Origin of the sequence: Pyrobaculum islandicum DSM 4184 (genome assembly GCF_000015205.1) — an archaeon.
Classification (GTDB): domain Archaea; phylum Thermoproteota; class Thermoprotei; order Thermoproteales; family Thermoproteaceae; genus Pyrobaculum; species Pyrobaculum islandicum.
Genome location: NC_008701.1, coordinates 1,157,407 through 1,182,187, shown reverse-complemented (window position 1 = coordinate 1,182,187; position 24,781 = coordinate 1,157,407). Strand labels below are relative to the sequence as shown.

General features: G+C 49.0%; 33 protein-coding genes and 1 pseudogene. 13 read left to right on the top strand and 21 right to left on the bottom strand.

The window, feature by feature from the left end; translation table 11 throughout:
- Positions 1-88 precede the first annotated feature (88 nt).
- Positions 89-613, bottom strand: a pseudogene (locus tag PISL_RS06700) (hypothetical protein); the annotation flags it as partial.
- A 77-nt stretch (positions 614-690) separates the two neighbouring features.
- Here PISL_RS06700 and PISL_RS10875 point away from each other — a divergent pair.
- Entirely contained in the window at positions 691-861 is a 171-nt protein-coding gene (locus tag PISL_RS10875) for a hypothetical protein (RefSeq protein ID WP_167827644.1), read from the top strand.
- Positions 862-895: 34 nt separating this feature from the next.
- Here PISL_RS10875 and PISL_RS06695 read toward each other — a convergent pair whose 3' ends face one another.
- The 4 genes from PISL_RS06695 to glcV form a co-directional block, all read right to left on the bottom strand.
- Positions 896-1,366: a PadR family transcriptional regulator gene (locus tag PISL_RS06695; RefSeq protein ID WP_011763041.1), complete on the bottom strand. Its 471-nt coding sequence runs from the start codon at positions 1,364-1,366 to the stop codon at positions 896-898.
- Complete coding sequence (locus PISL_RS06690) at positions 1,359-2,162, bottom strand: NAD+ synthase (protein WP_053240394.1); 804 nt, start codon at positions 2,160-2,162, stop codon at positions 1,359-1,361. Before PISL_RS06690 ends, PISL_RS06695 begins: the two co-directional genes overlap by 8 nt.
- A gap of 69 nt (positions 2,163-2,231) precedes the next feature.
- Positions 2,232-3,413 (bottom strand): thiolase family protein, encoded by a 1,182-nt coding sequence (locus PISL_RS06685; protein WP_011763039.1) that lies wholly within the window; start codon positions 3,411-3,413, stop codon positions 2,232-2,234.
- A gap of 57 nt (positions 3,414-3,470) precedes the next feature.
- Positions 3,471-4,541 (bottom strand): glucose ABC transporter ATP-binding protein GlcV, encoded by a 1,071-nt coding sequence (glcV, locus tag PISL_RS06680; RefSeq protein WP_011763038.1) that lies wholly within the window; start codon positions 4,539-4,541, stop codon positions 3,471-3,473.
- 49 nt (positions 4,542-4,590) lie between these two features.
- Between glcV and PISL_RS06675 the strand changes: the two genes are divergently transcribed.
- The 4 genes from PISL_RS06675 to PISL_RS06660 are packed head-to-tail and all read left to right on the top strand — an operon-like array spanning position 4,591 to position 7,604.
- A complete protein-coding gene (locus PISL_RS06675; protein ID WP_011763037.1) occupies positions 4,591-5,712 on the top strand; it encodes a hypothetical protein in 1,122 nt (373 codons plus the stop codon).
- Entirely contained in the window at positions 5,709-6,206 is a 498-nt protein-coding gene (locus PISL_RS06670; RefSeq protein ID WP_011763036.1) for a class I SAM-dependent methyltransferase, read from the top strand. Before PISL_RS06675 ends, PISL_RS06670 begins: the two co-directional genes overlap by 4 nt.
- A gap of 22 nt (positions 6,207-6,228) precedes the next feature.
- A complete protein-coding gene (locus PISL_RS06665) occupies positions 6,229-7,290 on the top strand; it encodes a phospholipase D-like domain-containing protein (RefSeq protein WP_053240393.1) in 1,062 nt (353 codons plus the stop codon).
- Entirely contained in the window at positions 7,287-7,604 is a 318-nt protein-coding gene (locus tag PISL_RS06660; protein ID WP_011763034.1) for a winged helix-turn-helix domain-containing protein, read from the top strand. The genes PISL_RS06665 and PISL_RS06660 overlap by 4 nt, the downstream gene beginning before the upstream one ends.
- A 483-nt stretch (positions 7,605-8,087) precedes the next feature.
- Here the strand turns inward: PISL_RS06660 and deoC are convergent, their stop codons facing one another.
- Positions 8,088-8,771: a deoxyribose-phosphate aldolase gene (deoC, locus tag PISL_RS06655; protein ID WP_011763033.1), complete on the bottom strand. Its 684-nt coding sequence runs from the start codon at positions 8,769-8,771 to the stop codon at positions 8,088-8,090.
- 53 nt (positions 8,772-8,824) lie between these two features.
- Between deoC and PISL_RS06650 the strand changes: the two genes are divergently transcribed.
- A complete protein-coding gene (locus PISL_RS06650; protein ID WP_011763032.1) occupies positions 8,825-9,112 on the top strand; it encodes an acylphosphatase in 288 nt (95 codons plus the stop codon).
- Between the two features lie 371 nt (positions 9,113-9,483).
- On the opposite strand, the gene PISL_RS06645 is transcribed toward PISL_RS06650, so the two are convergent.
- Positions 9,484-9,675: a hypothetical protein gene (locus tag PISL_RS06645; RefSeq protein WP_011763031.1), complete on the bottom strand. Its 192-nt coding sequence runs from the start codon at positions 9,673-9,675 to the stop codon at positions 9,484-9,486.
- Between the two features lie 54 nt (positions 9,676-9,729).
- Positions 9,730-9,936, bottom strand: a complete 207-nt coding sequence (locus PISL_RS06640) for a hypothetical protein (protein WP_011763030.1) — start codon at positions 9,934-9,936, stop codon at positions 9,730-9,732.
- An 81-nt stretch (positions 9,937-10,017) separates the two neighbouring features.
- Between PISL_RS06640 and lysX the strand changes: the two genes are divergently transcribed.
- On the top strand, positions 10,018-10,866 hold the full coding sequence (gene lysX / locus PISL_RS06635; protein ID WP_011763029.1) for a lysine biosynthesis protein LysX: 849 nt from the start codon (positions 10,018-10,020) through the stop codon (positions 10,864-10,866).
- Here the strand turns inward: lysX and PISL_RS06630 are convergent, their stop codons facing one another.
- Together PISL_RS06630 and PISL_RS06625 are read right to left on the bottom strand one after the other, a co-directional pair.
- Positions 10,867-11,154, bottom strand: a complete 288-nt coding sequence (locus tag PISL_RS06630) for an SWIM zinc finger family protein (protein WP_011763028.1) — start codon at positions 11,152-11,154, stop codon at positions 10,867-10,869.
- A 16-nt stretch (positions 11,155-11,170) separates the two neighbouring features.
- Positions 11,171-11,950, bottom strand: coding sequence for an eIF2B alpha/beta/delta subunit family protein (locus PISL_RS06625; protein WP_011763027.1), 780 nt, complete (start codon positions 11,948-11,950; stop codon positions 11,171-11,173).
- Positions 11,951-12,122: 172 nt separating this feature from the next.
- On the opposite strand from PISL_RS06625, the gene PISL_RS06620 reads away from it, so the two are divergent.
- The 4 genes from PISL_RS06620 to PISL_RS11315 all read left to right on the top strand — a co-directional run bounded on the left by PISL_RS06620 (position 12,123) and on the right by PISL_RS11315 (position 16,048).
- Complete coding sequence (locus PISL_RS06620; RefSeq protein WP_053240392.1) at positions 12,123-12,854, top strand: metal ABC transporter ATP-binding protein; 732 nt, start codon at positions 12,123-12,125, stop codon at positions 12,852-12,854.
- Positions 12,838-13,713, top strand: a complete 876-nt coding sequence (locus tag PISL_RS06615; protein ID WP_011763025.1) for a metal ABC transporter permease — start codon at positions 12,838-12,840, stop codon at positions 13,711-13,713. The genes PISL_RS06620 and PISL_RS06615 overlap by 17 nt, the downstream gene beginning before the upstream one ends.
- Before the next feature lie 20 nt (positions 13,714-13,733).
- Positions 13,734-14,891 carry a hypothetical protein gene (locus PISL_RS06610; RefSeq protein ID WP_011763024.1) on the top strand — a complete coding sequence of 386 codons (1,158 nt, stop codon included), beginning with the start codon at positions 13,734-13,736 and terminating at the stop codon, positions 14,889-14,891.
- A gap of 794 nt (positions 14,892-15,685) precedes the next feature.
- Positions 15,686-16,048 carry a zinc ribbon domain-containing protein gene (locus PISL_RS11315; RefSeq protein WP_053240391.1) on the top strand — a complete coding sequence of 121 codons (363 nt, stop codon included), beginning with the start codon at positions 15,686-15,688 and terminating at the stop codon, positions 16,046-16,048.
- Positions 16,049-16,063: 15 nt separating this feature from the next.
- On the opposite strand, the gene PISL_RS06600 is transcribed toward PISL_RS11315, so the two are convergent.
- Together PISL_RS06600 and dph5 are read right to left on the bottom strand one after the other, a co-directional pair.
- Positions 16,064-16,588, bottom strand: coding sequence for a hypothetical protein (locus PISL_RS06600; protein WP_011763023.1), 525 nt, complete (start codon positions 16,586-16,588; stop codon positions 16,064-16,066).
- A gap of 6 nt (positions 16,589-16,594) precedes the next feature.
- Positions 16,595-17,344: a diphthine synthase gene (gene dph5, locus PISL_RS06595; protein ID WP_011763022.1), complete on the bottom strand. Its 750-nt coding sequence runs from the start codon at positions 17,342-17,344 to the stop codon at positions 16,595-16,597.
- 44 nt (positions 17,345-17,388) lie between these two features.
- Here dph5 and PISL_RS06590 point away from each other — a divergent pair, with 44 nt between their 5' ends.
- On the top strand, positions 17,389-17,868 hold the full coding sequence (locus tag PISL_RS06590; RefSeq protein WP_011763021.1) for a molybdopterin-binding protein: 480 nt from the start codon (positions 17,389-17,391) through the stop codon (positions 17,866-17,868).
- A 2-nt stretch (positions 17,869-17,870) separates the two neighbouring features.
- Here the strand turns inward: PISL_RS06590 and PISL_RS06585 are convergent, their stop codons facing one another.
- The 9 genes from PISL_RS06585 to PISL_RS10855 all read right to left on the bottom strand — a co-directional run bounded on the left by PISL_RS06585 (position 17,871) and on the right by PISL_RS10855 (position 24,065).
- Complete coding sequence (locus tag PISL_RS06585; protein WP_011763020.1) at positions 17,871-18,518, bottom strand: hypothetical protein; 648 nt, start codon at positions 18,516-18,518, stop codon at positions 17,871-17,873.
- A gap of 219 nt (positions 18,519-18,737) precedes the next feature.
- Positions 18,738-19,505: a tRNA pseudouridine(38-40) synthase TruA gene (locus PISL_RS06580; protein WP_011763019.1), complete on the bottom strand. Its 768-nt coding sequence runs from the start codon at positions 19,503-19,505 to the stop codon at positions 18,738-18,740.
- 288 nt (positions 19,506-19,793) lie between these two features.
- Positions 19,794-21,065, bottom strand: coding sequence for a zinc ribbon domain-containing protein (locus PISL_RS06570; protein WP_011763018.1), 1,272 nt, complete (start codon positions 21,063-21,065; stop codon positions 19,794-19,796).
- Positions 21,066-21,284: 219 nt separating this feature from the next.
- Positions 21,285-21,629 (bottom strand): DUF5658 family protein, encoded by a 345-nt coding sequence (locus PISL_RS06565; protein WP_011763017.1) that lies wholly within the window; start codon positions 21,627-21,629, stop codon positions 21,285-21,287.
- Positions 21,630-21,672: 43 nt separating this feature from the next.
- Positions 21,673-21,936, bottom strand: a complete 264-nt coding sequence (locus tag PISL_RS06560; RefSeq protein WP_011763016.1) for a hypothetical protein — start codon at positions 21,934-21,936, stop codon at positions 21,673-21,675.
- Between the two features lie 95 nt (positions 21,937-22,031).
- Positions 22,032-22,199, bottom strand: coding sequence for a hypothetical protein (locus PISL_RS10865; RefSeq protein ID WP_167827643.1), 168 nt, complete (start codon positions 22,197-22,199; stop codon positions 22,032-22,034).
- A gap of 56 nt (positions 22,200-22,255) precedes the next feature.
- On the bottom strand, positions 22,256-22,576 hold the full coding sequence (locus tag PISL_RS06555; protein ID WP_011763014.1) for a hypothetical protein: 321 nt from the start codon (positions 22,574-22,576) through the stop codon (positions 22,256-22,258).
- A gap of 33 nt (positions 22,577-22,609) precedes the next feature.
- Positions 22,610-23,545: a thermonuclease family protein gene (locus tag PISL_RS11175; protein WP_011763013.1), complete on the bottom strand. Its 936-nt coding sequence runs from the start codon at positions 23,543-23,545 to the stop codon at positions 22,610-22,612.
- A 187-nt stretch (positions 23,546-23,732) separates the two neighbouring features.
- Positions 23,733-24,065 (bottom strand): hypothetical protein, encoded by a 333-nt coding sequence (locus PISL_RS10855; protein WP_011763012.1) that lies wholly within the window; start codon positions 24,063-24,065, stop codon positions 23,733-23,735.
- 336 nt (positions 24,066-24,401) lie between these two features.
- On the opposite strand from PISL_RS10855, the gene PISL_RS06535 reads away from it, so the two are divergent.
- The gene (locus PISL_RS06535; protein ID WP_011763011.1) at positions 24,402-24,773 is read left to right on the top strand and encodes a hypothetical protein; all 372 of its coding nucleotides are present in this window, start codon (positions 24,402-24,404) and stop codon (positions 24,771-24,773) included.
- Positions 24,774-24,781 lie beyond the last annotated feature (8 nt).

The following is a 24,781-nucleotide window of genomic DNA, read 5'->3' as shown; positions in this document are numbered from 1 at the left end:
ACTCCCAATACCTCCTCTTTGCCCAGTGTATGGGGATGTTATTACGTGCGTCGTTGAGGCCACGAGTGAGACACTGCATATGTCTGTTTCCCACTTCTCTCATCCTATATCGTTTCACAATTTTTCGGTCTTTTACAACGCCGATCACCATGCCGTGGTCTAGGCGGTTGACATACACGGCGACGATAGCTTTCGACATGATCGGTTGGGCCTCTCTAGCAAAGACAAGCGCTATATAGAGCTTTCCGTATGTTAATTCCTTCCTGTCCTTCCGCTTCTCTATGCCAAGAAACGCCAACTTGAGCTTGGCGTCTTCTTCCAACCTCCGCCTAATCCACTCGACGGTCTGTTTCCTAAGACGAACTGTGAACGTCCTCTGTAGTCGCCGCACTCTAACAACGCCACTCTTGAGGTCGACGAAGACCGCTCTGCCCACGTCTCTCTCGTTTTCAACTCTCAATTGAGCGTCAAGGGGGACCGCTCTGTGAAATGCCACATCACGCCAGAACACCTTTCCCTGCTTTATGAAGTACCTCCCCAACCCGTACTTAGGAAACACCTCCTCGATTATCCCATGCGCAAACTCCAGCCTGTCTGGCATAAGGAGACGATCCCCCGAGCCCCTCCGAAGAGGGCCGGCGCCGTGTAAGAGGGGCATAATAAGATATTAAACGATCATCTATCTAAGGTATGGATGTGCCTCAGGAACTTAGGTCGTATCTCTCTGTGGAAATAGATCAATGGGGGGTGAAACACATAGTCTGTACAAAATGTAAAATGAAGTTCTTTACGCTAAAAGACGCCGCGCTTCATCTATATAACATACACAAAGTAAGGATAGCTCAAAAACTTCTGGAATAGTAGTCACAAGCTTAACCCCTGTGTAAGAGGGATTTCATATTTGCTTTAGTTTAGCTAAAACTTTGTCTTCTAGACGCCTTAAGATTATATAGATTTCCTCTAGAACTGCTTTATCTCTGCCCTCGACTTCGTCAAAAACTTCGTCTATGTATACAAGCTCGTCTCTTATAGCCACTAATAAATCGTCTTCAACACCGCCGCTTTCTAATGTCTGTATGAGACTTCTAAATTCTTCGTCTTCTAAGAGTTTACCTAAGAACTCCTCTCCACGTTGCGTCAAGGCGTATATCTTTTTCCTCCTTTTACCTACATACGTCTCTCTAGCTTCTATAAATCCTTCAGATTCTAAATATGAAAGAAGCGGATAGAGAGTGCCAGGAGACGGCACGAATCTACCCGCCGTCAATTTACTAAGTTCTTTCAGTATCTCATACCCACTGAGTGGTTTAGACTTTAAGATATAGAGAACAACGCCTTTGAAAATCCCGCGCCGTCTTTTAAACATCTCTTCGTGCCGGCGTTAAATCAGGGTAAGGAGGAGGCTTTAACTTATGGGCATTAGTCTTTACTCTATTAATTACTAGATCTACGACCTCTCCAAACATCTCCCTAGCCTTGTCCAACGGCATCTTTTTATCAAATATGGCATAAAGTACTGTATCTAAGACCTCATACGGCGCGCCGAGCTCGCCCTCAGCCGTATGGCCGTGCCACAGCCGGGGGCTACTTGGCTTTTCAGATATCCAACCAAAGCCCAACCTCCTCGCCATTTCTCTAACCTGTACCTTATATAAAGAGCCGATTGGTAAAAAGTCCACCCCCCCATCGCCATATTTTGTAAAGTACCCCAGTAATAACTCACTTCTATCGCCACTACCGACGACTAACATATTATATCTATTTGCATAGTAGTAGAGTATCGACATGCGAACCCTCGGCATTATATTACCTACAGATACTCTATCGTCAGGCGAATAATCTGGGATAGACTTGGCATACGCCTCTACTATTGGCATGATATCCACTTTGATAAGTCTAATGCCTAACCTATTAGCCACTTCTATGGCATCTTTCTCATCCTCCTTAGGTGTATAAATAGACGGCATAAACAAACCCAAAACTCTCCCACTACCCAGGGCCTCTACTGCAAGCGCCGCGGTAACTGTTGAATCCACACCGCCGCTGAGGCCTATAACCACCCCATTGACGCCAGCTCCGGCAACGTACTCTTTGATAAACGACGTAATTATTAGACGCGCCTTCTCGTAATCTATAGCATCCACTACGATACGATAGTCCATAAACACAAACAAGTCTGTTCCTATATAACTGTTATTATATGTGAAAACTTGCAACCACTATTTTTGACTTTACGTCACTAACTCTATTGCTAATGCTGTAGCACCCCCCGTGCCGTGGCACAACGCTGCAATACCACGTCTGCCGCCCATTCTCCTTAAAACAGAAATCAAGGTAGTCACAATCCTCGCTCCTGATGCGCCAAGCGGATGCCCTAACGCTATGGCACCTCCAAAGACATTAAGCTTGTCATATGGTATACCCAGTAGCTTATGTACCAAAACGTTAACTACAGCAAACGCCTCGTTTACTTCAAAATAGTCAAAATAGTCCAAGCCAACGCCTAGTTTCTTTAACAACTTCTGGATTGCATATACTGGAGCCTCTGTAAAACGCCATGGTTCTACCATGTGCCAGCTGTACCCCAATATACGCGCAATAGGCCTTACGCCTAACTCTCTCGCCTTCTCCTCGGACATTAGTAAGAGGGCGGCGGCGCCGTCGGAAAGCTGACTTGAATTACCGGCTGTCAAAAGGCCGTCTGGCCTAAAGGCTGGCTTGAGTTTTGCGAGTTTTTCCAAAGAGGTATCAGGCCTAATCCCCTCGTCTCTGTCTAGTTTAACTCCGCCAAATTCGCCATCTACAGGCTCCATGTCGTCAAACCACTTATTTTCAGTGGCACGCCAGGCTCTCATATGGCTTTCGTATGCAATCCGATCGAGCTCCTCTCTAGTCATCTTATGCTCTCTGGCAACCATCTCGGCCTCCTCTCCCATAATTAAGCCGTTTGTTGGATCAATCAAGCCGTCGTACACCATCAAGTCTATAAGCTCTACGCGTCTCCCGATGAAATGTCTCATTCCCCATCTAGCGTCTTGAGGTAGGCAAATAGGCGGAGTGGACATAGACTCGGCGCCGCCGGCTATAACAACTGAGGCATCTCCCAGGGCAATTTCTCTATATGCATCAATGATGGCTTGCATACCAGAGGAACAAACCCTATTGACTGTGTATGCACTAACTTCTACAGGCAGTCCAGCCAGTAGCGCTGCGTATCTAGATAGATTCTGGCCCATCCCTCCTTGCAAAGTAGAGCCAAAGATTACCTCCTCTACTATCCTCCCCTCTATCCCTGTTCTCTCTAGTAACTTCTTAATTGTAAACGCGGCAAGCTGGGGCGCTTTTACATCTTTAAACGCACCACCGAACTTCCCTATGGGCGTGCGTACATACCCCACTATAACGACGCCCATAATGAGAATCTAGGTGTGGTAATTAAAGATTGTGGATTTGAACTTTATGAAATATATTTAACGCACTCTTATTCCATCTTTGAAAAGCTTTATACCGTCTCTCTTTAAATACACTTTAGCTAAATCGCCCTCTTTAACTCTGTTATATACCACGGTTCTCAACTCTGTTCTTTCCCATTTAACTACGGCAATAGGCGTAAAACCCAGATACTCTACGAGTTTCACACGGCCAGGAGGGAGCTCCAAGTCTTCTGGAGATAGTGGAGTCTCTGCAATATAGATGTCCGTTGGCCTAATGCCTATTTGTAATTTGCCGAGAGGCGCCATTATTGGTATTTTAAGATCGCCAAGATCCACATATTCGCCACGTCCCTCCCCCTCGACAAGATTTATGGGGGGATCGCCAAAGAACTGTGCTACAAATGTATTAGCCGGGCTATTCAAGATCTCCTCTGTGGTGCCTACTTGTTGAATAACGCCGTTGTTAATTATCATAATCCTATCGGCTAAAGCATAGGCATCGTGTTGGTCATGTGTAACGAGTATAGTCGTGATTTTTAGCTTCCTCTGGAGACTTTTGACAAACTCTCTTGCAGAAATACGGAGACGGGCGTCTAGGTTAGAAAAAGGCTCGTCTAAAAGCAGTATCTGTGGCTCTTTCACCAACGCCCGCGCTATGGCAACCCTCTGTTGCTGACCTCCCGAGAGTTGCCGCGGATAGCGGTCTAAAAGATCTGCGATATCTAACGCCTCGGCAATCTCTCTTACTTTCTTCTCAATCTCGTGTTTTGGTACTTTCTTGATTTTAAGTGGAAAGGCTATATTGTCAAAAACCTTCATATGTGGGTAAAGCGCCCAGTTTTGAAAAACCATACCTACACTTCTTTTGGCAGGTGGAGTGTTTACACCTCTCTCTATGTCTACTATGAGCCTATCGCCAAAGAAAATGCGGCCTTTAGTAGGCGTTTCAAGACCAGCTATACATCTGATAAACGTCGTTTTGCCAGACCCTGAGGGGCCCAACATCACTAAAAACTCGCCGTCCTTAACTTCAACATTTACATCTCTCAAGGCATGAACATTAGGGGGGTAAATCTTCCACAAGTTTTGAACTATAACAGAAACCACGTATTTTACAAGACACAGAAATTTAAGTTTAGATATGTTCTAAAGCTAAATGAGTTGGCTAAATGATGTTATTAAGGCGGCTGAAATTATCAGGAGGGCAAAGTTCAAGGCTGTAACACACGGAGGCGTAGCCCATATGGATGACACACTTGCCGCAGCCCTCCTCTATAGACACGGCGCTGAAGCCATATATAGGCTAAACACGGCAGAGGAAATAATTAAACTAGACGGCGATGTGATCATATTTGACATCGGAGATACATTTAGAGACGTATTGCCAGAGAGATTCGTAGTATTGGATCACCATGGTGTTAAAGACCCTGCAGACGAACCTTCTACAATAATACAGGTGACAGTAGCTCTTGACCTTAAGACTAGACCTCTCATCGCTACGCTATTACATTATATAGATCTCTACGACCGTTTTGGCCCCGTGGCGAAACGTTGGTCGGGGCCCTATGGGAACTCTCTTAACAACGGCATAGCTAAATATTTCGCCGAGACAACCCCCTTCGGCTTAGTTAAAGAGACAAAATTCCTAGATCTATTAGCCGAGGCTGTGTATTCAAAGCTCGAAGTAGACCTCCCCAGTTTTGCAGAGGCTTTTAAAATCGCCGAACGTATCCCATTTATAGACCTAGTCGAAAAATTCCCAAGGACATTTAATACACTGAGACTTATGCTAGCCGCCACAAAAGACGTTTTAACCACTTCCATGAGTAAAGACGCGCTAGAGACGAGTTTTGGAATAGACTTTGGGTGTTACGCCGTACTGGCAGTGCCCGAGCTTGAGCCCTATGTATTGAAAGGCCTAGAGAGGCATTACTCAGAGGCTAGAAAGGCAGCTGAAGCGGCGGCAACAGGTCGCTATACCATAATTAGAGGGCCTATCACGGCGGTGGCAGTAGAAGATTACCTCCCGCCAGGCCCCCTCTGGAATGCCCTTCAAGACCTTGGCATAATCTCCGTAGAGCCTGTTTTTATCGTAGTAAAAGATAAAAGAAATCCAGGCGCTTATACCCTCTGGCGCCCTGACAGACATGCAGACGTTATAGACTTTAGAAAACTACAAGGATCCGAGGTCGTCTTTAAACATGCGTCGGGCTTCCTCGCCGTGGTAAAAGCCGAAAACGCCGAAGCCGCCGCCAAGCTAGCATTGAAACAATTGTGATAGAGGAAATTGTAAAAGATCTCGAAGATTTCGACCTTGGACACACAGTCGTAGAGGTAGGCGCAGGCTACGGCAATACAACTCTCTTATTACTAAGACGTGGGCTAGAGGTATGCGCAATAGACATAGATCCGGGAGCTATCTCCTATTTAAGGTCGGCCTTTAGAGACTTCGTAAAAGCCGGTCTCCTGAAGGCAATACTGGCGCCAGCCGAGTCCCTCCCGTTTAGAGACGGCGAGTGCGACTCGGCGGTTTCAGTCGCCGCCTTACACCACATAAAAAACGTGGCCGCCGCGCTGAAGGAAATGGAACGTGTGGCAAAGCGGCTCGTGGTAGTGTACGACTGGACCCCCGAGTCGGCCGGCGTCACAAATCCACACAGCGCCTGGGAGCTAGAGAAAAAGATGCGAGAGGCCGTTGCAGTTGCAGAAGCCCTCGGCTACACCCTCGTGAGAGAAAGTCTCTGGTATAGGCTCACAAAACGCAAAAGTTAAAAGATGTAGTGTATATATGCCTATGCGCGTTCTAGCTCTGGCACTTCTGCTTGCGTTGTTGGCGCTGGCGGTATCGCCCATTAGGCTGGACGTCCAGAGCGTCCTCGTCTCGCCCATAAACACAACCAAGATAGTGGACTACGTGAAAGCGGCTAAGAAGTCTGTATACGTGGAGGTGTATGTCCTCACCTATAGGGAGCTGGCAGATGCGCTTGTGTCCGCGGCTAAGAGAGGCGTAGAGGTTTACGTGGTCCTATCGGCGAGGGTATACGGCGGGGTGCCGCCACAGGCTAAAGAGCTGGCTAAGTACATGGAGGAAAACGGCGTAAAGGTGGCGTGGAACAACGACTTCCCCAACGTCCACACCAAGCTGTATGTAATCGACAACGAGACGGTCATAATAGGAAATATAAACCCGACCGCCTCAGGCTTCCAGAGGAATAAGGGCGTCATGTTGGTCATCAAAAACGCCACCTTGGCTAAGCAACTAGCCACAATCGTACTCAACGACTACAGGAGGGTCTACCCCAACTACAACTACCCCGGCGTCTTGGTATCGCCGATAAACTCGGAGGAGGGCCTCCTCTGGATCCTCCAGCAGAAGGGCGACCTCTACATCGCCATGGAACAGATATACATGGACTCAGGCCTTGTGCAGTATATAGTCCAGCACCTCACCTACTACGCCGTAGTCGCTAGGACGGATGCAGACATAAGGGCTGCCGTAGACGAGGACCTCGTCGCAAAGATAATCGTAGTGGGAGACTACGTCTACGTCGGCTCAATAAACATAGGCTACTACTCCATCCAGAGAAACAGAGAAGTGGGGCTTCTGATACACAACCCCCAGCTAGCCCAGAGACTAAAGTCCTTAATCATCCAGTGGTATAAAGAGGCGGGAGGCAAGATAGAGACGTCACAATCACAGAACACCGCAGAACACGCGCCGACACATATACCTACTTCTACAACTACCACGCCGGTGTCTAAAGAAAGTGGGATCTCCTGGCATATAGTCTTTTGGCTAGTTGTTATTCTGCTAGCTATTTTGTTTGTAATGTGGATGAATAGAAAGAAGCCATGAACGAAATACAACGCCTCATCCTAGAAGCTATAGCCAATGACGCAGAACCAGAGGAAATAGCCGAGATGTTTAACCTAGAATTTCATGATGTCCAAGCAGTATTAGAGTCTCTAGAAGCCCAGGGTTTAGCCAAGAAGATACGTACATTATTTGGTACTAAATACACACTAACGGAGAAAGGCCTAGAGTTATTGGGAGGAGATAGGCCTGTCAAATCTCTTGAACGACTACTCCCTCTGGCGCTTATCGGACTTGGCTTCACAGCCCTTACAGTGGCGTTGAAGTTGCTTATAGGGAAGCAAACCCCACGTTGACAGTCGCGTATATCGCTGTTTTTATGAAGATTAAGATTCAGAAGTGCAATTGAAAAAACGCTTCACTTGATGTTCAGAGACGCTTAAAGTCAAATACAGAAGGATTTTAAAATCAGAAAATAGGAGAGGGTTGTTTGCCCCCTTTTGCAACCCGGCCCTCCCCGGGGAGCTTGGGACCCGCCCGGAGTCGCTTGGGCAGCCGCGGGCGAGGGGGCTCGGGTCATTGGGGCTGGCGGTGCCCCCTAGTCGTCAGGCCCCAGGGCCGCGGATGTGGCTCATGCGAAAGTGAAGGAGTTGAAAGGAAGGTATGGGCGCAGTACTGTTTATAGTCGGGCTTGCCGTTGTAACGGCCAGCGATGCCGTGTTGACTTCGCCCAATACTCTCGCCGTGTTTGTCTCATGGGCGGCGCCAATGGAGCCACGGCTCCGGGCGCACCCGAGCCCACCGGGGGCTGGCGCCGCGTAAGGGGCAGTAGGGAAAAGTCAGGTTTTTAACACCTCAGGAGTAGAGGTGCCTAATCTTACACGCGTGGGATCTATCCCAAAGCCTATGGCGTCTATAATCGCCTTTGCTTGTTCGGCAGTTCTAATCCCGCCCGCCATTTTTACACCGAGTTTATAGCCTCTCTCTCTGATATATCTTGCAATCGCGGCTGCCCTCTCTGGCGTAGAATATATGGGGTTTCCCAGCTGTTTCGCATACCCCTCCTCGGCGAAGCCTGTGGAGCTTTTGATAAAGTGGGCTCCCGATTCTGCCACTATGTCATAGAGCCTATATCTCTCCTCGTCGGTTAGGTAAGGCTCTTCGACAATCACTTTCACCACCCTGCCACCCGCAGCTCCTACAACTGTGATTAAATCTCGTCTCACGTCAGCCCACATATGAGATTTAACCAAACCTATAGGCGCTACTATGTCTAGCTCTTCAACATAGTCGGCTAGTCTCTCCACAAGCGCCGCTCTAACTGCCGTAGGCATGGCGCCAAAGGGAAAGTCTACGACAGCGCATAATTTCACACGACGTAACACCCTACGTACATAAGGCACATACACTGGGTTTACACAGTAAGCCGCCACCCCAAGCTCCTCAGCCCTCTGGGCGCCTCTCACCACCTCTTCTAAAGTTAGATACGGCTTAAGAAGGGCGTAATCGACTAAATGTAGCATATAGACCGTAATGTAAGTCTTTAAAACTTATAAGACGACTATAAAGACGCCATGTGGAAAACGTACGGGCCCACCTCTACATCAAAGGGAAAGTTCAAGGCGTATTCTTCCGCCAGTCTATGAAAGAGATAGCCGTAAGATACGGCGTTAGGGGATGGGTAAGAAATAGATCAGATGGAAGAACTGTAGAGGCAGTGCTAGAGGGGCCGCGCGACGCCGTGGCTAAAGTAATTGAGTGGGCTAAGGTAGGACCCCCCGGGGCTAGAGTAGAAGAAGTAGAGGTAGATTGGGAGGAGTACAAGGGAGAGTTTCAAGACTTTAGAATTCTCCCAACGGTATAGTTTAAATTTTAGAATATCCAAAGTTCTGGGCTTGACAGCCGCGTCTGCGGTTGTATGACAAGCCCGCCCGCGGCCGAGTGTACACATGTAATATAACTCGTCTACCTCAGACTTAAACAGAGACGTAGATTATAGCTCGGCTATTACGGCTCTCTCTAGTTTAGACGACTCCTGTAGATACATAGTGTATAAAACTTCGGCAATATGAGACCCCGTGGCTTTTGCTATAATTTCTAAAGCCTGGTCTTCCTCTAGCGAATCTAATTCAAATCCAAACTTTTTAAGACGGTATGAGAGGAAGTAGGTAAGTACAGGATCTAGACTTCTTAGACAAGAATACTTGTGTATTATTAAATATAGCTCTTAATTTATCACTCTGTAGCAAACCTCCTTATTAAAATTGGGGCTAAAATACCGAGGACTATAGCCAGTACGGAGGTGACTAAGTCACGTATAAACACAAGGGGGTCTAGAGAAGGGGCTGAAATTGTGCTTATAAGAAAGAGAAAGCCTAGAACCACCGCAACAGCACTTAGTGTATAGACTAACGGCTTTGTATTCATAGAGGGGGGATTATAAGGCCTTATAAGTGTTTACTGTCGTTATACTGTTGTATCTTAGGCGTTTATCTCCTCGTCGCCTTCAGTAAATCTCCTATGGAGAAGGGGGGCTGTTATGCCGGCGGTTAATGAGACTACGGAAATACCCAAATCTCTAGCTAGGATTAGGGGATCTAACGAGGGGTTGCTAAGGGTTGACACCAAGTAAAGGCCGCCGAGGGTAACCGCGATAAGACTTAGTACAATGATAAGGCCTGTCTTCATAGCTATAGGAGATGTGGAATATATAAGGAGAGCCTAGAGAATACCTAGATATTCTGTTATAGGCATATCAGATTTATAAAGATGACTGTTTCAATGCGACATGGGGAAATTGACTTTGTATACGACGTTGCTAGACTTGACGAAAAGCTCTTAATCAACGCCTTTAAAAACCTCGGAGTATCTCTACGGTTGATAAATGCAGAAGAGTTGATAGCTCCGGAGGGTCTTGGCAGAGTTGGCGTGATTAGGCTCGCGGCTAGATCCAGAGTGATACCAACTGCTTTTACTTACGAGGCAAATGGCGGGATTTCCATTAACACGGCACAGTCACTTGTTCTATCACACGACAAATATCTGACGTATCTACGGCTGAGAGAAGCTGGCGTACCCACGCCGCGGACATATCTTGTTTTTGGACTAGAGGCAGCGAAGTCGGTGGCGAGACGGCTGTCTTACCCTGTGATTATTAAACCTACAGACGGCTCTTGGGGCAGATTCGTCAGCTTGGCAAAGTCAGTAGAGGATTTAGAGACTGTAATTTTGCATCGGCAGGCGATGGAGAGCGATCTACATATATATCTAGTGCAGGAGTATGTGGAAAAGCCAGGCCGAGACATTAGGGTAACAGTAGTGGGCGAGAGAGCTGTTGCCGCCATATATAGGATAGTCTCTACAGACTGGCGTACGAACACAGCACGTGGGGGGAGGGCCGAGCCTGTGAAAATAGACCCAGAGCTGGAGGACATAGCCGTAAAGGCCAGCAAGGCTGTTGGAACTTATTACTCGGGCGTCGATGTTGTTGAATCCGAGAGGGGGTACATGGTGTTGGAAGTAAACGGAGTGCCCGAGTTTAAGAATGTACAGAGGGTAACTGGCGTAGATGTCGCTGGAGAGATCGCCAGGCTAGTTATTGAAACTGCAAAAAAGTAGTTAAACTCGTCTCTTTAACTTCATGTATTCTCTCAGTGCCACCTTAGCTTTAACTATATGTTTACAAGGCCCCCCTCTATATTTAAAGTCTGGACATTCGCAATGGCCTATGAAATATCTAGTGCCGAGTTTAAGTTTTAACACAACTTGGTAGCACTCCTCTCTTCTCGTCTGAGATCTTACATAGCATATAGCTACAAGCCAAGCTCCCCTCTTCTCTACACTCTCTATGTATACCTCCTCACCTAGTTTATACACGGCGCGTTTAGCTACATCTTTACACAGCACTTTTCAACCGCCGAGACTACATAAATATTTTTTCTAGTGCCCTCTGGAATATATCTCTACTGTTGGCTATGTGAAAAATTCCGAAATCTGTCACATACATGTTTATTAGGCTATGAGGGATGTGGTCAAATAACGGAACTTCAACGACTCTCCCCGCAATCTCAATTGTAATCCTAGGTGGCCAAGGCGTCTCCAATGGCACAGCCTTGTAGCTTTCAAAAACTGCGATGGTCACAGCGTCTCTCGCCTTAGCTGTTGCAAGTAATGGAAGAGAGCCTACTTTATTTACGGCGGCGTTTATATAAAGGCCGTCGAGGCCGATAACAGCTACATCGTATTTAAAAGCCCCCAGTGCCGAGTCTGGAATAGGGACTACTTCCGCATATTGGGAGTATGTGGCATATGCCTCGGAGAACTCTACGCCGGGTTTGCTCTCTGCAAGATATACCACTTCAATACATCTACCAAATCTCTCAATAAATCTTGTGACGGCTCTGCTGAAGCTTAATGTAATAACGCGGCGTGGACACTCTAAGCTAGCTATCACGTCGTCGAGCCTCCTCTTGGCTTCTTCAGCATACAAGCCTACTCTTGTCGCAACAGCTCTAACATCTATACCTCTGGCGGCGGCCTCCTTTAACACCAGATAAAGGAAGTCAAGTGACGCCATTCCAGGTCTGATATTTCTCAGACTCTCCACAACTTTAAGAGGATCTTCCGCCTTCGAGACTAGTTCTATAGCTTTCTCTAAATACCAACTAGCCCCCCTTACCCACTCCCTCTCTAAGAGCTCCACATCGTGTAAAGTTATTATGATCTAAAAAGCCATTGCCGCAAAGGGTGAGACCTTGGTTTCGGTATTTTCAAGTGGCAGAGAACTTATTTGACCAACGCCGTGCACAGCAGCTCTTAATAACGTCATTTTAAACGGCGGTTGTGTGCATTTAAATACAGATCGACATTTCCACGTGTCTCTTGTAATTAGGAACGTAACCGTCTTCCGTAGTGGAAAGCCAATTGTAGAGGATGTGACATTTTCAGCGAGTCGAGAGTTTGTGCTTGTGGCTGGCCCCAATGGCGCTGGTAAAACGACGTTGTTTCTAGCAGTGTTGGGTCTTCTACCTTACAGAGGAGAGATATGTGTTGGAGGAGTTTGCGATATCGAACGTACGAGAAAAGTTGGCTATGTGCCGCAAGCGATTAGAGTCGAGACTAACGCAACTGTGTGGGAATACGTCTATCTCCCTGCCAAATTTAGAGGTGTGAAAAATGTAGAAAAAACTGTGGAAGAGGCCTTAAAAACTGTAGAGCTTTTCGAACTCAGAGACAAACCCATAACTACCCTCTCGGGAGGCCAGCTACAAAGAGCGGCTATTGCAAGAGCGCTTGCAGTCGGCGGGGAGGTTCTCCTATTGGACGAACCCTTGGCAAACGTCGACCCCCAAGGCCGTGTGGAGCTTCTAGCTTTATTAAGAGAGTTAAAGAGAGAGAGGACTATACTCATGACGTCTCACGAACTTACGCTTCCCACAAATCTCGCCGATAAAATACTCTTATTAAACAGAAAACTTATAGCCTACGGCCCGCCAAGTGAGGTATTAAAAGAAGAGGTGTTATACAAAGTCTATCGCTATGTCCGCATAGCCCAAACCCCCACAGGTTACGTCTGTGTTACTGAGGACTATGCGCATCCCCATTGAAGTTGTTGCCGCAGTTTTAGCTACTGCCACGCTGATACACGCCCACTTCTATACGCCGCTTCTCTTTTGGCCATTGACATCTCTAGTTTTATCAGCCATAGCGCTGGCGGCACACAGCCCGTTGGCCATCAGCCGGAGAATGACTTTTCTTGCCCACGCCCAGGGGCATAATATTTTAACAGCCGCACTTGCTGCCGCCATACCCACCGTCGTATTTAAGCAGAGTTTATCCTCAGCGATGTTCTATCTATTTACGCTACTTTTTGTAGTTTTGTTAAATTTCGCTGTTTTAACCACCGAACGTCTTGGCTATAGAAAAGACGTCGCCACTGGCATAGTTATGTCTTTTCAGTTGACAACTACAATTGCGTTGCTTTATGTTATACGGACTCTCTATGCCACCACATTGGACCCACTAGCCCTTATAACTGGTGAGTATGTATTGATTGGGTTTGGAGATGTTTTGACTCAGCTACCTATGTTAGCCCTAGCCCTCATCTTTCCGTTGGCCTACGGTATTAAATATTTATATGCTGCGGTTGATGAACAATTCACAGAGTCTCTCGGCATAAAAACGAGACGACTTGACTATCTATTTCTAGCGTCTATGTCACTGGCGGTGTCTGCAACCGTTTATACATTGGGCTCTCTTATGCCGGCAGTGTTGTTAGTTCTGCCTGGAGCAATCGCCGCTAGATACAGCCCGAAACTAACCGACCAGATACCCCTAGCCATCTCCATAGCGGTGTTAGCTTCAGCAGTAGCACACCTTCTTTATACAGCGCTGCCCTGGCTCTGGCCAAGCGCAGCTCTTGGACTGGTGATGTTAGCTCTCCTTTTGGCAAAAAGGTATAAATAACCTATAGCTAATCTAGAGGCATGTGGCGGTTAATGGCACTTCTATTAACAATGCTTGTCGCCGCCGGCACCCTCACCGATCACTTCTCCTCTCCCCCCATTGAAGTTCTCGTAATTAGGACAGACCAATGGCTCTTCTGCCAAGACTATGGCATTACTATCCAAATAAAGGCGACTGCCCCTGTCGCAATAAACAAAGTTACAATAACGGCGAAGTTCTTCCCAGAAGGCACCCTAGTTCCTACAATCCAGTCAAAAGCCTATGACGGCTTTGTATTAAACACCGGCCAGATATGGCAAGCCTATGCTGTTTTTAACTACTGTCCCCAACGGCGGTTAGACCCTCTGATACTTCTTGAAATAGCTATATACCTCCCCAACGAGACGCTCACCTATAACTATTACATAGGGAGAGTTTTACCAACCACCTACGAAGACCTCGCCAACTATGCCGCGTCTCTAGAACAGAAGGTGAAGGAGCTTACTGCTCAAGTAGAGCAACTAAAACAACAGATTGCAAATCTACAAATGCGTCTCGCAAACCTTTCAACTATCCTTGCAGTTGCTAAAACGGACAACGATAGGCTTGCGACTGCACTTGCCCAAGTAAAAGCCGAACGCGATACTCTGAGAGCACAGCTAGATCAGTTACAAGCCCAGCTAAACTCAGTAAGTCAAGCCAAAGCTTCACTTGAAGCTCAGTTAGCAGACGCGAGGAGACAGCTAGAGGAAATGAAAACTGCCTACGACAAACTTTCTGGTCGATATACAGAAGCGCAAAAAACCATAGCAGAGCTACAGACTAGGTTGGCTGACCTCCAGAGACAGTACGACGAGTTGCGTAGGGCTGAGCAACAACTGAGAGATAGCTACTATAGCCTATCTGCGAAGTACAGTGAGCTCTCCGGTAGATATGACGAATTAGACAAGGCCTATAGACAAGCTCTACAGGAAAAGGCTGTATTACAGAATAGATACTCTGAGTTAAACACGGGCTTTACCTGGGCGATAAACATTGCCACGGCTCTCGCCGTGGCGCTCCTCTTTGTAATAGCCCTAGTGGCAACACGAAAGAGACAGACGCCGCCAACAACTCCGCAAACTCAGATTAAAACAATTGTAGTAAAGCCCGAGGGTGTTAAAGAAGAGTTAGTTAGGTGGCCAACAACCAGGGAGTAATCGGGGGAGTTTTTGGCATTGATACTCCGTAGAAGATGTTTCCTATAATCGGCCAGTCTTTTATATATTTTTCTTCAATATCACGGAACATGTTGTACGTTTTTTCAATCGGGTCTACGTCCCCCCGTTTGTACGTTGTACACGACAGTGGGGCTGAAGCCGCAATTTAAGCACCTCTGCACTTGCTGACAACTGCAGAAGGTGTCTCCGGTGTGTGCTAACAGCGCCATGCAGTTCGACGCCTCCTCGGCCAGCTCTGGCGCCACGTGCCAGACGCAGGCTGACCCCCGACAGCCGCCAAAGGAGTGTACAGCAACTTGGAAGCATAGCCTGCCCTCGCGCCCTGAGGGGCTGTTTCCTTTTTCATGGTCATTTTTGTCATCAGCGGGCGGCCCGAGAGGTCTTGGGAAACCTCTGCCGTCTACAACACGTAGGAGCTTAAAAAATAATGATTTTACGTGGGAGCAGAGGAGGATAAGCCGAAGAAGAGAAAGAAGGGCAGAAAAACAAGAGGGACGCTGAGGAGAAGGAAAAGGAGGACGCCAAAAAGAAGGAACACGTCCTCACCCGCACAGTCGTCGTCCCCAGCCCGCGGCTGAGCTGGCGTGCCTCCTAAAGGAGCTGGAGGAGAGGTATAGAGAGCTCGTCGTCGAGTTCGTCGAATACGGCTTTGAGCACGGGGTGACGGGGCAGGTCTCGCTCCGTAAAGCTCTGTACGACGAGCTGAAGGCATCCGGACCTCCCATTGCACTTCATTTACACAGCGGCGCAGGACGCGGCTACTAAAGAGCTTCATGACGCTGAAGGGAAAGGCGGACGTTGAAAATCTGCCAAAGGAGGCGCCGAAAAACATGATATCGAGAATAGACGACCCCGTGTTGAGAGATAGAATCTACAGAGCCGGCTTCAAGAGCACGTTGAGAGAAATTATACAAAAGGCAAGAGAACACGGCATCCCAGTCGTGAAGGTGGACCCGAGGGGCACCCCCTCCCTCTGCCCATGCTGCGGGCGGGAGTGGGGGAGAGACGTGGCGGCCGTCATAAACATCGAAAAACGAGCACTCAAGGAGGGCCGCGTGCCGCCCGGCCCCACGCCCGAGGTAGCCTGGCTACCCATGAAGGCGTGGGCGAGGAGAAAGTCCCTAGGCAACGCCTAGGGACGGACGGAGTTTTTACTGCAGTCTGAATTTTATGTATTCTCTCCCGCCGACGTTAGTGCCCTTTTCTACATACACACGGAGGATGTAAGGCTCTGGCGTCTCTACATTGCCGCCGAAGTGCCATTCAAAAATTTCGACGTTTTGTGGAAATATCCATATCGCCTCGTAGTCATATTCGGCTACCTCCTCTTCGTAGTAGTTTTCGTATATATTCTCTCCGCTTTTAAGCGGTGCGGGGAAGAATCCTATAAACGTTATATACGGCCTATTTGGCGAGCCTCTCAAGCCAATATAAACATCGTTTATCATAGGCCTCACTCTCTCCCCATTTATTCTCACAACCTCTTCGTCCATAAACCTCTGCATATTCTCCCACACAGTAGATATCTCCTTTGATAACTCTTCTCCTCCCCTTTTTAAAAGACGGTAGTAGTACTGTCCCTTGTCTAAGTAATCAAAGATTATTATCATATTTACAATACCGGGGTTAACGACGTAGAATCCCTGGGCATATACTGGGGTAATTTCCTCTCCCATATCCTACTATTTGCTAAATGTCTTAATACATTCCCTTTCTACAGGATTTAACCCGGCCGGTACGATAAATACGGCGGGGCCCTCCATCTCACTTTGGACAATTTCTCCAAGTGGAGCGTACAGCACTGAGCCGCCCCAGCCTAATTTTGACACCACTACAACTCGTCTGTCTCTCGTAAATACACCGCGGCGTTCTCTTCCCTCTAGCGTCAGGAGGACCTCCGCCGCGTCTCTAGGAGACATAAAAACGCCGTCGTCTCTAATGTCTAGTAGAAGAAGTGTATGAAGCCCCCTCGCAAGGTTTTGTTCTACAAGCTCGTAAGGCCTGACAGAATAAACGCCGCCTCTTGGGTAAGTCACTGTCGCCACACCCCCCAGTTTATATATAGAGAGACAACTCGCGGAGAAAGCCGCACATATTATCGAAACCCCTGGCACCACTTCTACAGAGTAGCCTTTCGCCTTAGCTAGAGTTATTAAAGCGGCATGCGACGTGGCTAACATCGGGTCCCCCGCTGTGACCAATGCGGCCTTTTTGCCCTCTTGAAGACATTCAAAGATCTTACGTCCTGATTCGTCTTCAAGATCTCTTCTCGCCAATTTGACAGGCTCTACCCTCGCATATCTACGTAAAGTAGCTACATCTAAGGGGCCTGTGTAGTCTTCGTAAAAGATACATTCAACTTCCTGTAGTATCTGTATTGCCCTCTCTGTGATATACCCAGGGCCAGGGCCTATGCCAACTATATAGAACACACCGTGACTAAAGTTTTTTAATTATAAATAAGTAGCCGCCTTAGATGTATGCAGTTGCGAGGCTATACGGTTACACAGAGGAGATAGGGTTTAAGGCATGGATAAGCCGTGATATAGCTATGGCTCTCGGTGTAAAAGTAGGCGATGGGATTAGAGTGGAGAGCAAAACAGGCGTTTCTTCTGCACGTGTTGTAGAAGTGCGAGACGACACAAAAGCCGGCCTATTCCTCTCTCTTGACGTCTATATGGCTGTGGCGGGACTCCGTACTGTCTTAGTGAAAAAACTGCCGAGGGTCTTTGAGGCGCAGTCTATTTCCCTTGGCGTAGAAACGGCACAGTCAGTTAATATTGAACAACTGACGGCGCTCATAAATTTGTTAATAGCGTATAGAGTCCCTGTTTTTACAAATTTCTCAGGGTTTCTCCAGGACGTAGACGGCAGATGGATAAGGATAGTTGTAAAAGAGGTCTCTCCTAGAGAGCCAGCCTATATGTCTAGAGAGACGAAAATCTTCGTGAAATAGACTCACCTGGGGTAAATCCTACTAAAATCGAACTTAAGTAACAAAAGTGGATCTGACGTGTTCTTAAGCGAATTTACTCTCTCCAATAGTCTTGCTGCCAGCTGACCTGATTTGTACATCTCAACCGCTTTCTCAGGGCCTACTCTTTCCACAATTGAATTTATCTCGTCTCTCACTAAGTATTCTGCGATTTGTTCTACTCCTGCGACTTCGCCAATTCTAATGAGATTCGATATTACAAAGAGCTTAACTTCCTGTAGATTTATTTTCTTTAGAACTTTGTCAAGCTCGTTAGACCACCTAACCGACTGAGTCGCTCTTTTAAACTCCTCTTCTGAAAAGACAAGTCTCACCCTTTGATTCCACTTTATTTTCCACAGGGCAAACCACTCAGACGCTATATCCCACAGCCTATTCCACATCCTCTCTGCGTATATACAAAGTCTCTGGCGAGCTTTAAATTCAGAAAACTTCCTCCAACTGTATATGCCTGCGCGCGTCGCTAAATAGTGCATAAAATCTCTAAATACAAATTCCCTTATTGTCTCTATCTCGCCAGGCGGCATGTCGTTAAAATGTTCTCTTATTAACTCTCCCAACATGTTGTCTATAGCTGCCGCAACAGCATCAAAGTCGCAGTAGTATTCCATGGTTATTAACCAATTCCATATTTAAAGACTTATTGCCATACATCCCTAGACTGTGACGACTAAGGGCTTCCCTTTCGTCCATGCTGTCGCAGACAACCAGGTTACTCTAGACTAGACATCTGGCTAGACAATGTATCGTCCTCTCTGCAAGCGTCTCTCAGTGTAGATTGTTGCAACGACGTTATAACCAAAAGCCTTGCCCTCTAGGGCAGAGGACGGTCACTGCTCCCACGTGGCCAAAGTCTCTCCAACAGCTTTTAAAGCCGCTGCGTGAGCTACAGCATGTCTATACTTTGAGAGAAAATACACATATGCCGATCTTAAAGCAGTATAATCTATCTGGAAATCAACATCGTACTCTATATTAAGCAAGACAAGGCCTTCGGCTGGCGCACTAGGCACAACGCCCGGCCTTGGTCTCTCCAATAGTTCTCTTATATCACGTATATTAAATATGCCGCGGCCAGCGGCTAATATTGCCCATGCAAGTTTTCTAATCATCTTGTTTTTGAAACCCCGCCCTACGAAGTGCATATAAATTAGATCCCCCCTTAGCTCTACTTTGATCTCCATAACTGTAGCAATGGTTGAAATCTTCTCTCCCCTCCTTTGTATAAATGAGGCAAAGTCGTGAGTTCCGGCGAGGACTTCTGCCGCCTCGTGCATAGATCCTAAGTCCTCGCCCCAATGAGGCGCCACATATAGATAATGCCTAAATTTAGCGCGTCTAGGGTTAAAACTCTGTGGCACTTCTGCTATAGCCCATGCCCAGACCCCCCGCGGCAACTTCGAATTTACAAGAGCTATTGGCAACTTCTGGGAGACCATCACCGTATTTGCCACAGCTGAAACGCCTGGGTCTGTCCTACTGCCTCGGCCAAGGATCTCGCCAAAAACCCTTTTTAAGGCTGGCTCGAGAGATCGCGAGTGTCCGGTAAATCCATAAAACAACGTTCCGTCGTAAGCGATACGGTATAAATAAGGCATATATAAGAATTTACAACTACTTTTTATGCTCACATTTCGTAAAGCTGTAGAAGAGGATATCCCTGAGATTATTTCGTTTACACTAAACACTTGGGAATGGGGCGACTACACGTCCCCCTACCTCTCTCTTGGCCCTTCCCTGGGGGACTCGGGGGCCCGCCCCGGGTACACCGGGGCGAGGGGGCGGGTCACCCGGGGGACGTGGCGCCAAGTCGTTAACTTTCGCCGTCTTCGCGCCCCCGTCTGCCGCCCCGGGGCCAAGTAGACGCCGTTCATGAGTGAGAAAACTTACAAAGTTAAAAATGTGGTGGCTGTTGGGACGGAGGAAAAAACGGGTTGTTTTGTCTTCTCTATCAGCTCTTGGTATCTCTTCTCTGCCCATATCATGGGCACGTTGTCGCGGTGCGCTCTGAAGCCGCAGGCGGGGCAATGCATCCGTCTGTTATTCAGCTCTTTCATCTTCGCGCCGCACTTCGGGCAGACGGCTGAGTACAACCTCTCCTCCAGATACGGCAGGCCGTACCACTGCGCCGACTCCTTCAACCTCCTCCTCAGCTGGCCGAGACCGTCGAGGAGGTGCTTCTTCACTCCACTCCAGTTCCCCTCCTTCAGCTCTCGGTACGTGCCGTCCTCCACCGTGTCCACCACGATCGCGGCTTGGTGCTCCCTCGCCAACTTTATGATTTCACGCGCCGCGTCTACCACGATGTCTCGGATTATGTCATAGCGCTTTGTCTCAAGCTTCCACAGTTGTCTCTGGAGGTCTAACGCTCTGCGTGGGTCTATGTCCTCGTCTACACGTGCGAGGGCTTTGCTTAATTGGCTTATGTGGATGTGTATCCTCTCCAACTTTTGGATACGCTCCTTCTTGGGCAACTTCCACAACTCCACGACCCTCCCGTCGGCCACAAGGCCGACCTTTATGTAGTGGTCAAGGCGGTTGACATCAACAACGACAAGCGCCTTGGGCTCCACCGGCGTCACCTCTCTAGCAAACACAAGGGCGATATACAGGCCGCCGTAAGTAGGATCTTTTCCTCTCTTTACATCAACGCTGACGAATGCCAACTTGAGTCTGGCGCCCTCCTCTAACCTCCGCCTAATCCAGGCGACGTTGCTCTTCTCCAACTCGACGGCGAAAGGCGGTATGCCGAGCTTACGCACTCTGACTACGCCGCTCTTTAGGTCAACGAGGACTGCCATACTCATGTCTCTCTCGTCCTCAACCCTCAATTGGGCGTTTAATGGAACCGCCCGGTAGAACACGACATCACGCCAGAACACCTTGGCTTGATCTACGAAGTACCTCTTGAGACCGTACTTGGGAAACACCTCCTCAATAGTCCGGCGCGCAAACTCCCGCCTGTCGGGAGTGAGCAGACGGTTTAGCTCCTCCGCCGTGAGTCTGGGTTCTTCCTTTCCTGTCAACTCCTTTAGCAGTCTCTTTACATATTCCCCGACGGCTAAATACATACGCGTTACAGTGTCTAAGACGTCTGGCCTCTCCTCGATGAGACGCCAGGGGATTTCCACCTTCAACGTTCTGTATACTTGGTTCATATGCGTATAAGGCGTAGGGGAGAAAAGCTAGAGAGATGTCTCTTTCAGTTATCTCGACACACCTGCCTGACAGCGGCGCTGTGAGGCAAGTGAAGCGTTGGTTGGCGTAGGGAGTGTGAAATGAGGAGCGTGGGTTGTTCACGTGTTTAGAGACCCGGGTGGGTTAAAAACTGGTTTGTTTTACGGCGGTTTTTACCACGAGCGCCGCCAACGCCGCGACTATCGGCACTGGTATGAACAACGCGAGGGGCGGCAACGGCGGCGTATGACGCCGGCGGGTATCAACACGTTGCTTACGACGACGGTTGTTCTCGTGGCGGCAAAGACCGCAAACATGGCCAACACGTGTCTCTCGACGTTGAACATTTTCACCGCCCTCGCGGCGGCGCCGCCTAGGGCAAGTACGACGGCGGCCATTATGACGTTGGCCCACACGGCGGCCCATGGACTGCCGGCGAAAAGCGGGTTCACCTCGGCGAAGTCTCTAGACAACGCAACGTAGGTAGTCAACACGTCGGCGAGACCCAAGCCCACTGCCGCGTATATCGCCTTCTTTAGGCGCATGCGGCAGATGGGACAGAGAGTGAAAAGCGAGGAAAGGGGCTATTTACCGCGCCCACTTTTCGCCGTCCCGCCGATATTTGCCGAGGACGGCGTCGTCAAACGTGCCGTCTTCGCCGACGACAACTTCCGACTTAACGACCTCGTCGGTGAAGACGTCGTAGTACGTGTTTACGCCGCCCCTCGCGTTGACTATAGACAGAGACTCAAACATAATCAGCGAATCGTCTGAAAGCCCCTCCTCTCGCTTCAGAGTCTCGATTAACTTTACAAACTGTTTTACAGTGAGGTAGTGTTCAGTTTGGCCCATGTCCACACGTGGCGCGGAGGAGAAAAGCTAGAAACGTACTTTCAACTATTTCGACTCACTTGTCTGACAGCGGCGACGTGAGGCAGGTGAACGTTTCAACTCCGGTGGAGGGCCCAGAGTGTGCCGAGGGTCGCGGCGGAGAGCGCCGACACCGCCACAAACGCCCAGAGGACTCTCTCAGAGCGTGTGATGGCGTAGGCGACGCCCCACACCGCGACTGTGGCGACGGCCATCGCCGCCAGAAACACGTCTAGAATCCGCATGCCATGACTACACAGGCGGGAGAAAAGCAAGCAGAGAGACGGAAAAAGGGGGTGATCTACCACTCCTCTTCTTCCTCCCACTCCTCTTCCCACTCGTCCTCTTGTTCCCACTCTTCTTCAAACTCTTCCCACAGCTCCTCCTCTTCCTCGTCCTCTTCTTCTTGCTTGCAATATTCCTCACAAGACACAGGTATCGGATACCCCGGCGCAAATGGATCTGGCGTTAGGGCAAAACACCCACTGTCCTCCGTTGTCTCTATTTTTACGACATCTCCAAAACATTGCTCTATGCTAATTAACGCCCCTCCCAACTCTTTCACGGCGCTTTCTATCAAACGGCGTTTTTCTAGTTCTGGAGGTATTTGGATCTGGCTCATGTGTGTGGTTGGGGGCCGGGGGAAAAGGGAGAGTTATCTTCTTTTCGCAAGTGCAACCGCCCCAACTATCCCTAGGACAACTCCGACTCCCAACACGACGTAGCTGATGGGGTCGACGTACGGCACGTAGACCGTCTGCGTGACCGTCGCCGTGGTCGTGACGTATTGCGTCGCCGTCTTAGTGACTGTAGACGTCTCCGTCTTAGTCACTGTCAACGTCTCTGTCCTAGTTACCGTGATAGGCCTCGTAACGGTCGTTGTGACAGTCACGGTCTCCGTGACGGTGGCCACAGTGGGCATAGTCGTGGTGGTTGTAGCCGGCGCCCCCTCTATTGAAAGCTTTGTGTCTTGACACGACGTCAAATTGGCAATCTCATACCCATCTATATACACTTTGTAGACGCCACAAGTGAGCACGATTTGTGTCGCATTGTCGAATTTGAAGATTCGGCCAGTCGCGACTGACGTTGTGTTTAAGACAACTAATTTGACGGGGCGGTCGAAGGCGACAGTAAAACGCTTGAGCCAGTGCCAATATGGGTGCTCATCTGGCGGGATGTAGAGCGGCCTCTTCACGAGGTCAGGTCTTACGAGTAGAAAGGCCTTCTGTACAGAGGCATACGCCGTATAATAGATGCCGCCGACCTCAAAGACGCGGCCACACCAGAGGTAGCCAAGTATACGCCCATATCTATCTCTCGGCTCTAGGTCGTCTACGTCTAAGTAATCTGTGCCACCGCACAAATAGTTGAGGAAATATCTGGCCTCTGGGCCGCGCGGCTCGTCCCACTCCCAAGCGTCGTAGCCCACAAGCCTAACTCTGCCCACGGACGTTTCCACAGTATCGCCGTCAATTGCTCTCCACACGATAACTTTTTGCGCGTCTACGTCTGGCATCTCCACAACGACGACAGTTGCACTGATCGCCAGAGCCGCAAGCGCCAACAACGCCAATACGACCTCCCTCATGTAGAAATCGTTGTTCGCGATAAAAAAACGTTACCACGGCTTCTCCAGGAGCGGGCCGTGTTTCTCCTCGGCATCTTTTATGGCGTATAGGCGGCACTATTCTCTCTCTTTGGTTGAGCATATGTGGTGGAGTGGGGGCTGGGTAAAAAGAAGCTACTTAGCTCTAAACGAGACGGGAGAGAAAAAACTAGAGTGTAACCAAGTAGAAGTCGCCGGCCTTGACGGCGCGGTAGGCGACGTCGAAGTATTCCGGGTCGAAACAGAAATAGCCGTCTCTGTCGACGCAACGAAGATCTCTCTCGCCACAGAAGATATTGGAATAGTCATCAGTGACAGGGTCGTAGTCGTGGACACATCTGGCGACATGGAAATCGACATGTCTCACCGGCCGTAACAAAGCGGCGGCGACAGGCGAGTAGTTGTAGGCGACGTCTAAGGCATCAACTTGGAGGAGCCTCAGGGGCTTCAGCAAAACCAAATCATTCTCCCTAACGAACCTCCAGAACTTCTCCCTCTCCATTATTTGGGTCGTGCCACTTTACGTGGCGGGAGAGAAAAGCTAGGGCCACACAGACATGCTTTCAGCTCCTCCGCTTCACCTGCTTGACAGCGACGACATCAGGCAGGTGAGTCGAAATAATTGAAAGGAGAACCCTAGCTTTTTGCACCAGAAAGAGAAGGGGTCCATGAACGGCAAGAAGAAATTGTATATAACCAGAGACGGCACTATCGTCGCCGAGCTCCGTCCACTTTAACATCCCCATTTTTTCCTCCTTTGGTGTTGTTTACTATTCTACTTCTTTGCCGCCGCCATGTGCCGTGATTCTCCTATTTCGCCCTCTGGGTTTGTGGAGACGTGTGGCGGGTTAAGACGGCGGCGTATGCGCTTGCCGTGTCGGCCGCCCTAGACGTGTTGACTACGGCGGTTGGGTTGGCCATGGGCTTTGTCAGGTTGAACCCGCTGTTCGCCGGCGCGCCGTGGCTCGCCATTGTGCTTAACGTCGCCGTCTTGCTCTACCTCGTGGAGAGGCGTGGACACTATCTACAACGCCATTCGCGCCACCTCGCCGCGGCCATGTTGATCGCCGCCTCGGCGCGCGCTCTCGCCGCCGTCAACAACGTGCTCCACCTCCTCGGCGCCATAGACACGCCCCTGCTCACGCCACAAGCCACGTTTCTATTCGCAATCCCCATCGCCGCCATCACTGCCGACGTCGTGAGGAAGTAGCACCACCC

What these genes read in the sequence shown, in the direction of transcription:
- PISL_RS10875 (WP_167827644.1), top strand. Translation starts at nt 691, where the DNA reads ATGGATGTGCCTCAGGAACTTAGGTCGTATCTCTCTGTGGAAATAGAT.
- PISL_RS06695 (WP_011763041.1), bottom strand. Translation starts at nt 1,366, where the DNA reads ATGTTTAAAAGACGGCGCGGGATTTTCAAAGGCGTTGTTCTCTATATC.
- PISL_RS06690 (WP_053240394.1), bottom strand. Translation starts at nt 2,162, where the DNA reads ATGGACTATCGTATCGTAGTGGATGCTATAGATTACGAGAAGGCGCGT.
- PISL_RS06685 (WP_011763039.1), bottom strand. Translation starts at nt 3,413, where the DNA reads ATGGGCGTCGTTATAGTGGGGTATGTACGCACGCCCATAGGGAAGTTC.
- PISL_RS06675 (WP_011763037.1), top strand. Translation starts at nt 4,591, where the DNA reads ATGAGTTGGCTAAATGATGTTATTAAGGCGGCTGAAATTATCAGGAGG.
- PISL_RS06665 (WP_053240393.1), top strand. Translation starts at nt 6,229, where the DNA reads ATGCGCGTTCTAGCTCTGGCACTTCTGCTTGCGTTGTTGGCGCTGGCG.
- PISL_RS06660 (WP_011763034.1), top strand. Translation starts at nt 7,287, where the DNA reads ATGAACGAAATACAACGCCTCATCCTAGAAGCTATAGCCAATGACGCA.
- deoC (WP_011763033.1), bottom strand. Translation starts at nt 8,771, where the DNA reads ATGCTACATTTAGTCGATTACGCCCTTCTTAAGCCGTATCTAACTTTA.
- PISL_RS06645 (WP_011763031.1), bottom strand. Translation starts at nt 9,675, where the DNA reads ATGAATACAAAGCCGTTAGTCTATACACTAAGTGCTGTTGCGGTGGTT.
- PISL_RS06640 (WP_011763030.1), bottom strand. Translation starts at nt 9,936, where the DNA reads ATGAAGACAGGCCTTATCATTGTACTAAGTCTTATCGCGGTTACCCTC.
- lysX (WP_011763029.1), top strand. Translation starts at nt 10,018, where the DNA reads ATGACTGTTTCAATGCGACATGGGGAAATTGACTTTGTATACGACGTT.
- PISL_RS06615 (WP_011763025.1), top strand. Translation starts at nt 12,838, where the DNA reads ATGCGCATCCCCATTGAAGTTGTTGCCGCAGTTTTAGCTACTGCCACG.
- PISL_RS06610 (WP_011763024.1), top strand. Translation starts at nt 13,734, where the DNA reads ATGTGGCGGTTAATGGCACTTCTATTAACAATGCTTGTCGCCGCCGGC.
- PISL_RS11315 (WP_053240391.1), top strand. Translation starts at nt 15,686, where the DNA reads ATGACGCTGAAGGGAAAGGCGGACGTTGAAAATCTGCCAAAGGAGGCG.
- PISL_RS06600 (WP_011763023.1), bottom strand. Translation starts at nt 16,588, where the DNA reads ATGGGAGAGGAAATTACCCCAGTATATGCCCAGGGATTCTACGTCGTT.
- PISL_RS06590 (WP_011763021.1), top strand. Translation starts at nt 17,389, where the DNA reads ATGTATGCAGTTGCGAGGCTATACGGTTACACAGAGGAGATAGGGTTT.
- PISL_RS06585 (WP_011763020.1), bottom strand. Translation starts at nt 18,518, where the DNA reads ATGGAATACTACTGCGACTTTGATGCTGTTGCGGCAGCTATAGACAAC.
- PISL_RS06580 (WP_011763019.1), bottom strand. Translation starts at nt 19,505, where the DNA reads ATGCCTTATTTATACCGTATCGCTTACGACGGAACGTTGTTTTATGGA.
- PISL_RS06570 (WP_011763018.1), bottom strand. Translation starts at nt 21,065, where the DNA reads ATGAACCAAGTATACAGAACGTTGAAGGTGGAAATCCCCTGGCGTCTC.
- PISL_RS06565 (WP_011763017.1), bottom strand. Translation starts at nt 21,629, where the DNA reads ATGCGCCTAAAGAAGGCGATATACGCGGCAGTGGGCTTGGGTCTCGCC.
- PISL_RS06560 (WP_011763016.1), bottom strand. Translation starts at nt 21,936, where the DNA reads ATGGGCCAAACTGAACACTACCTCACTGTAAAACAGTTTGTAAAGTTA.
- PISL_RS10865 (WP_167827643.1), bottom strand. Translation starts at nt 22,199, where the DNA reads ATGCGGATTCTAGACGTGTTTCTGGCGGCGATGGCCGTCGCCACAGTC.
- PISL_RS06555 (WP_011763014.1), bottom strand. Translation starts at nt 22,576, where the DNA reads ATGAGCCAGATCCAAATACCTCCAGAACTAGAAAAACGCCGTTTGATA.
- PISL_RS11175 (WP_011763013.1), bottom strand. Translation starts at nt 23,545, where the DNA reads ATGAGGGAGGTCGTATTGGCGTTGTTGGCGCTTGCGGCTCTGGCGATC.
- PISL_RS10855 (WP_011763012.1), bottom strand. Translation starts at nt 24,065, where the DNA reads ATGGAGAGGGAGAAGTTCTGGAGGTTCGTTAGGGAGAATGATTTGGTT.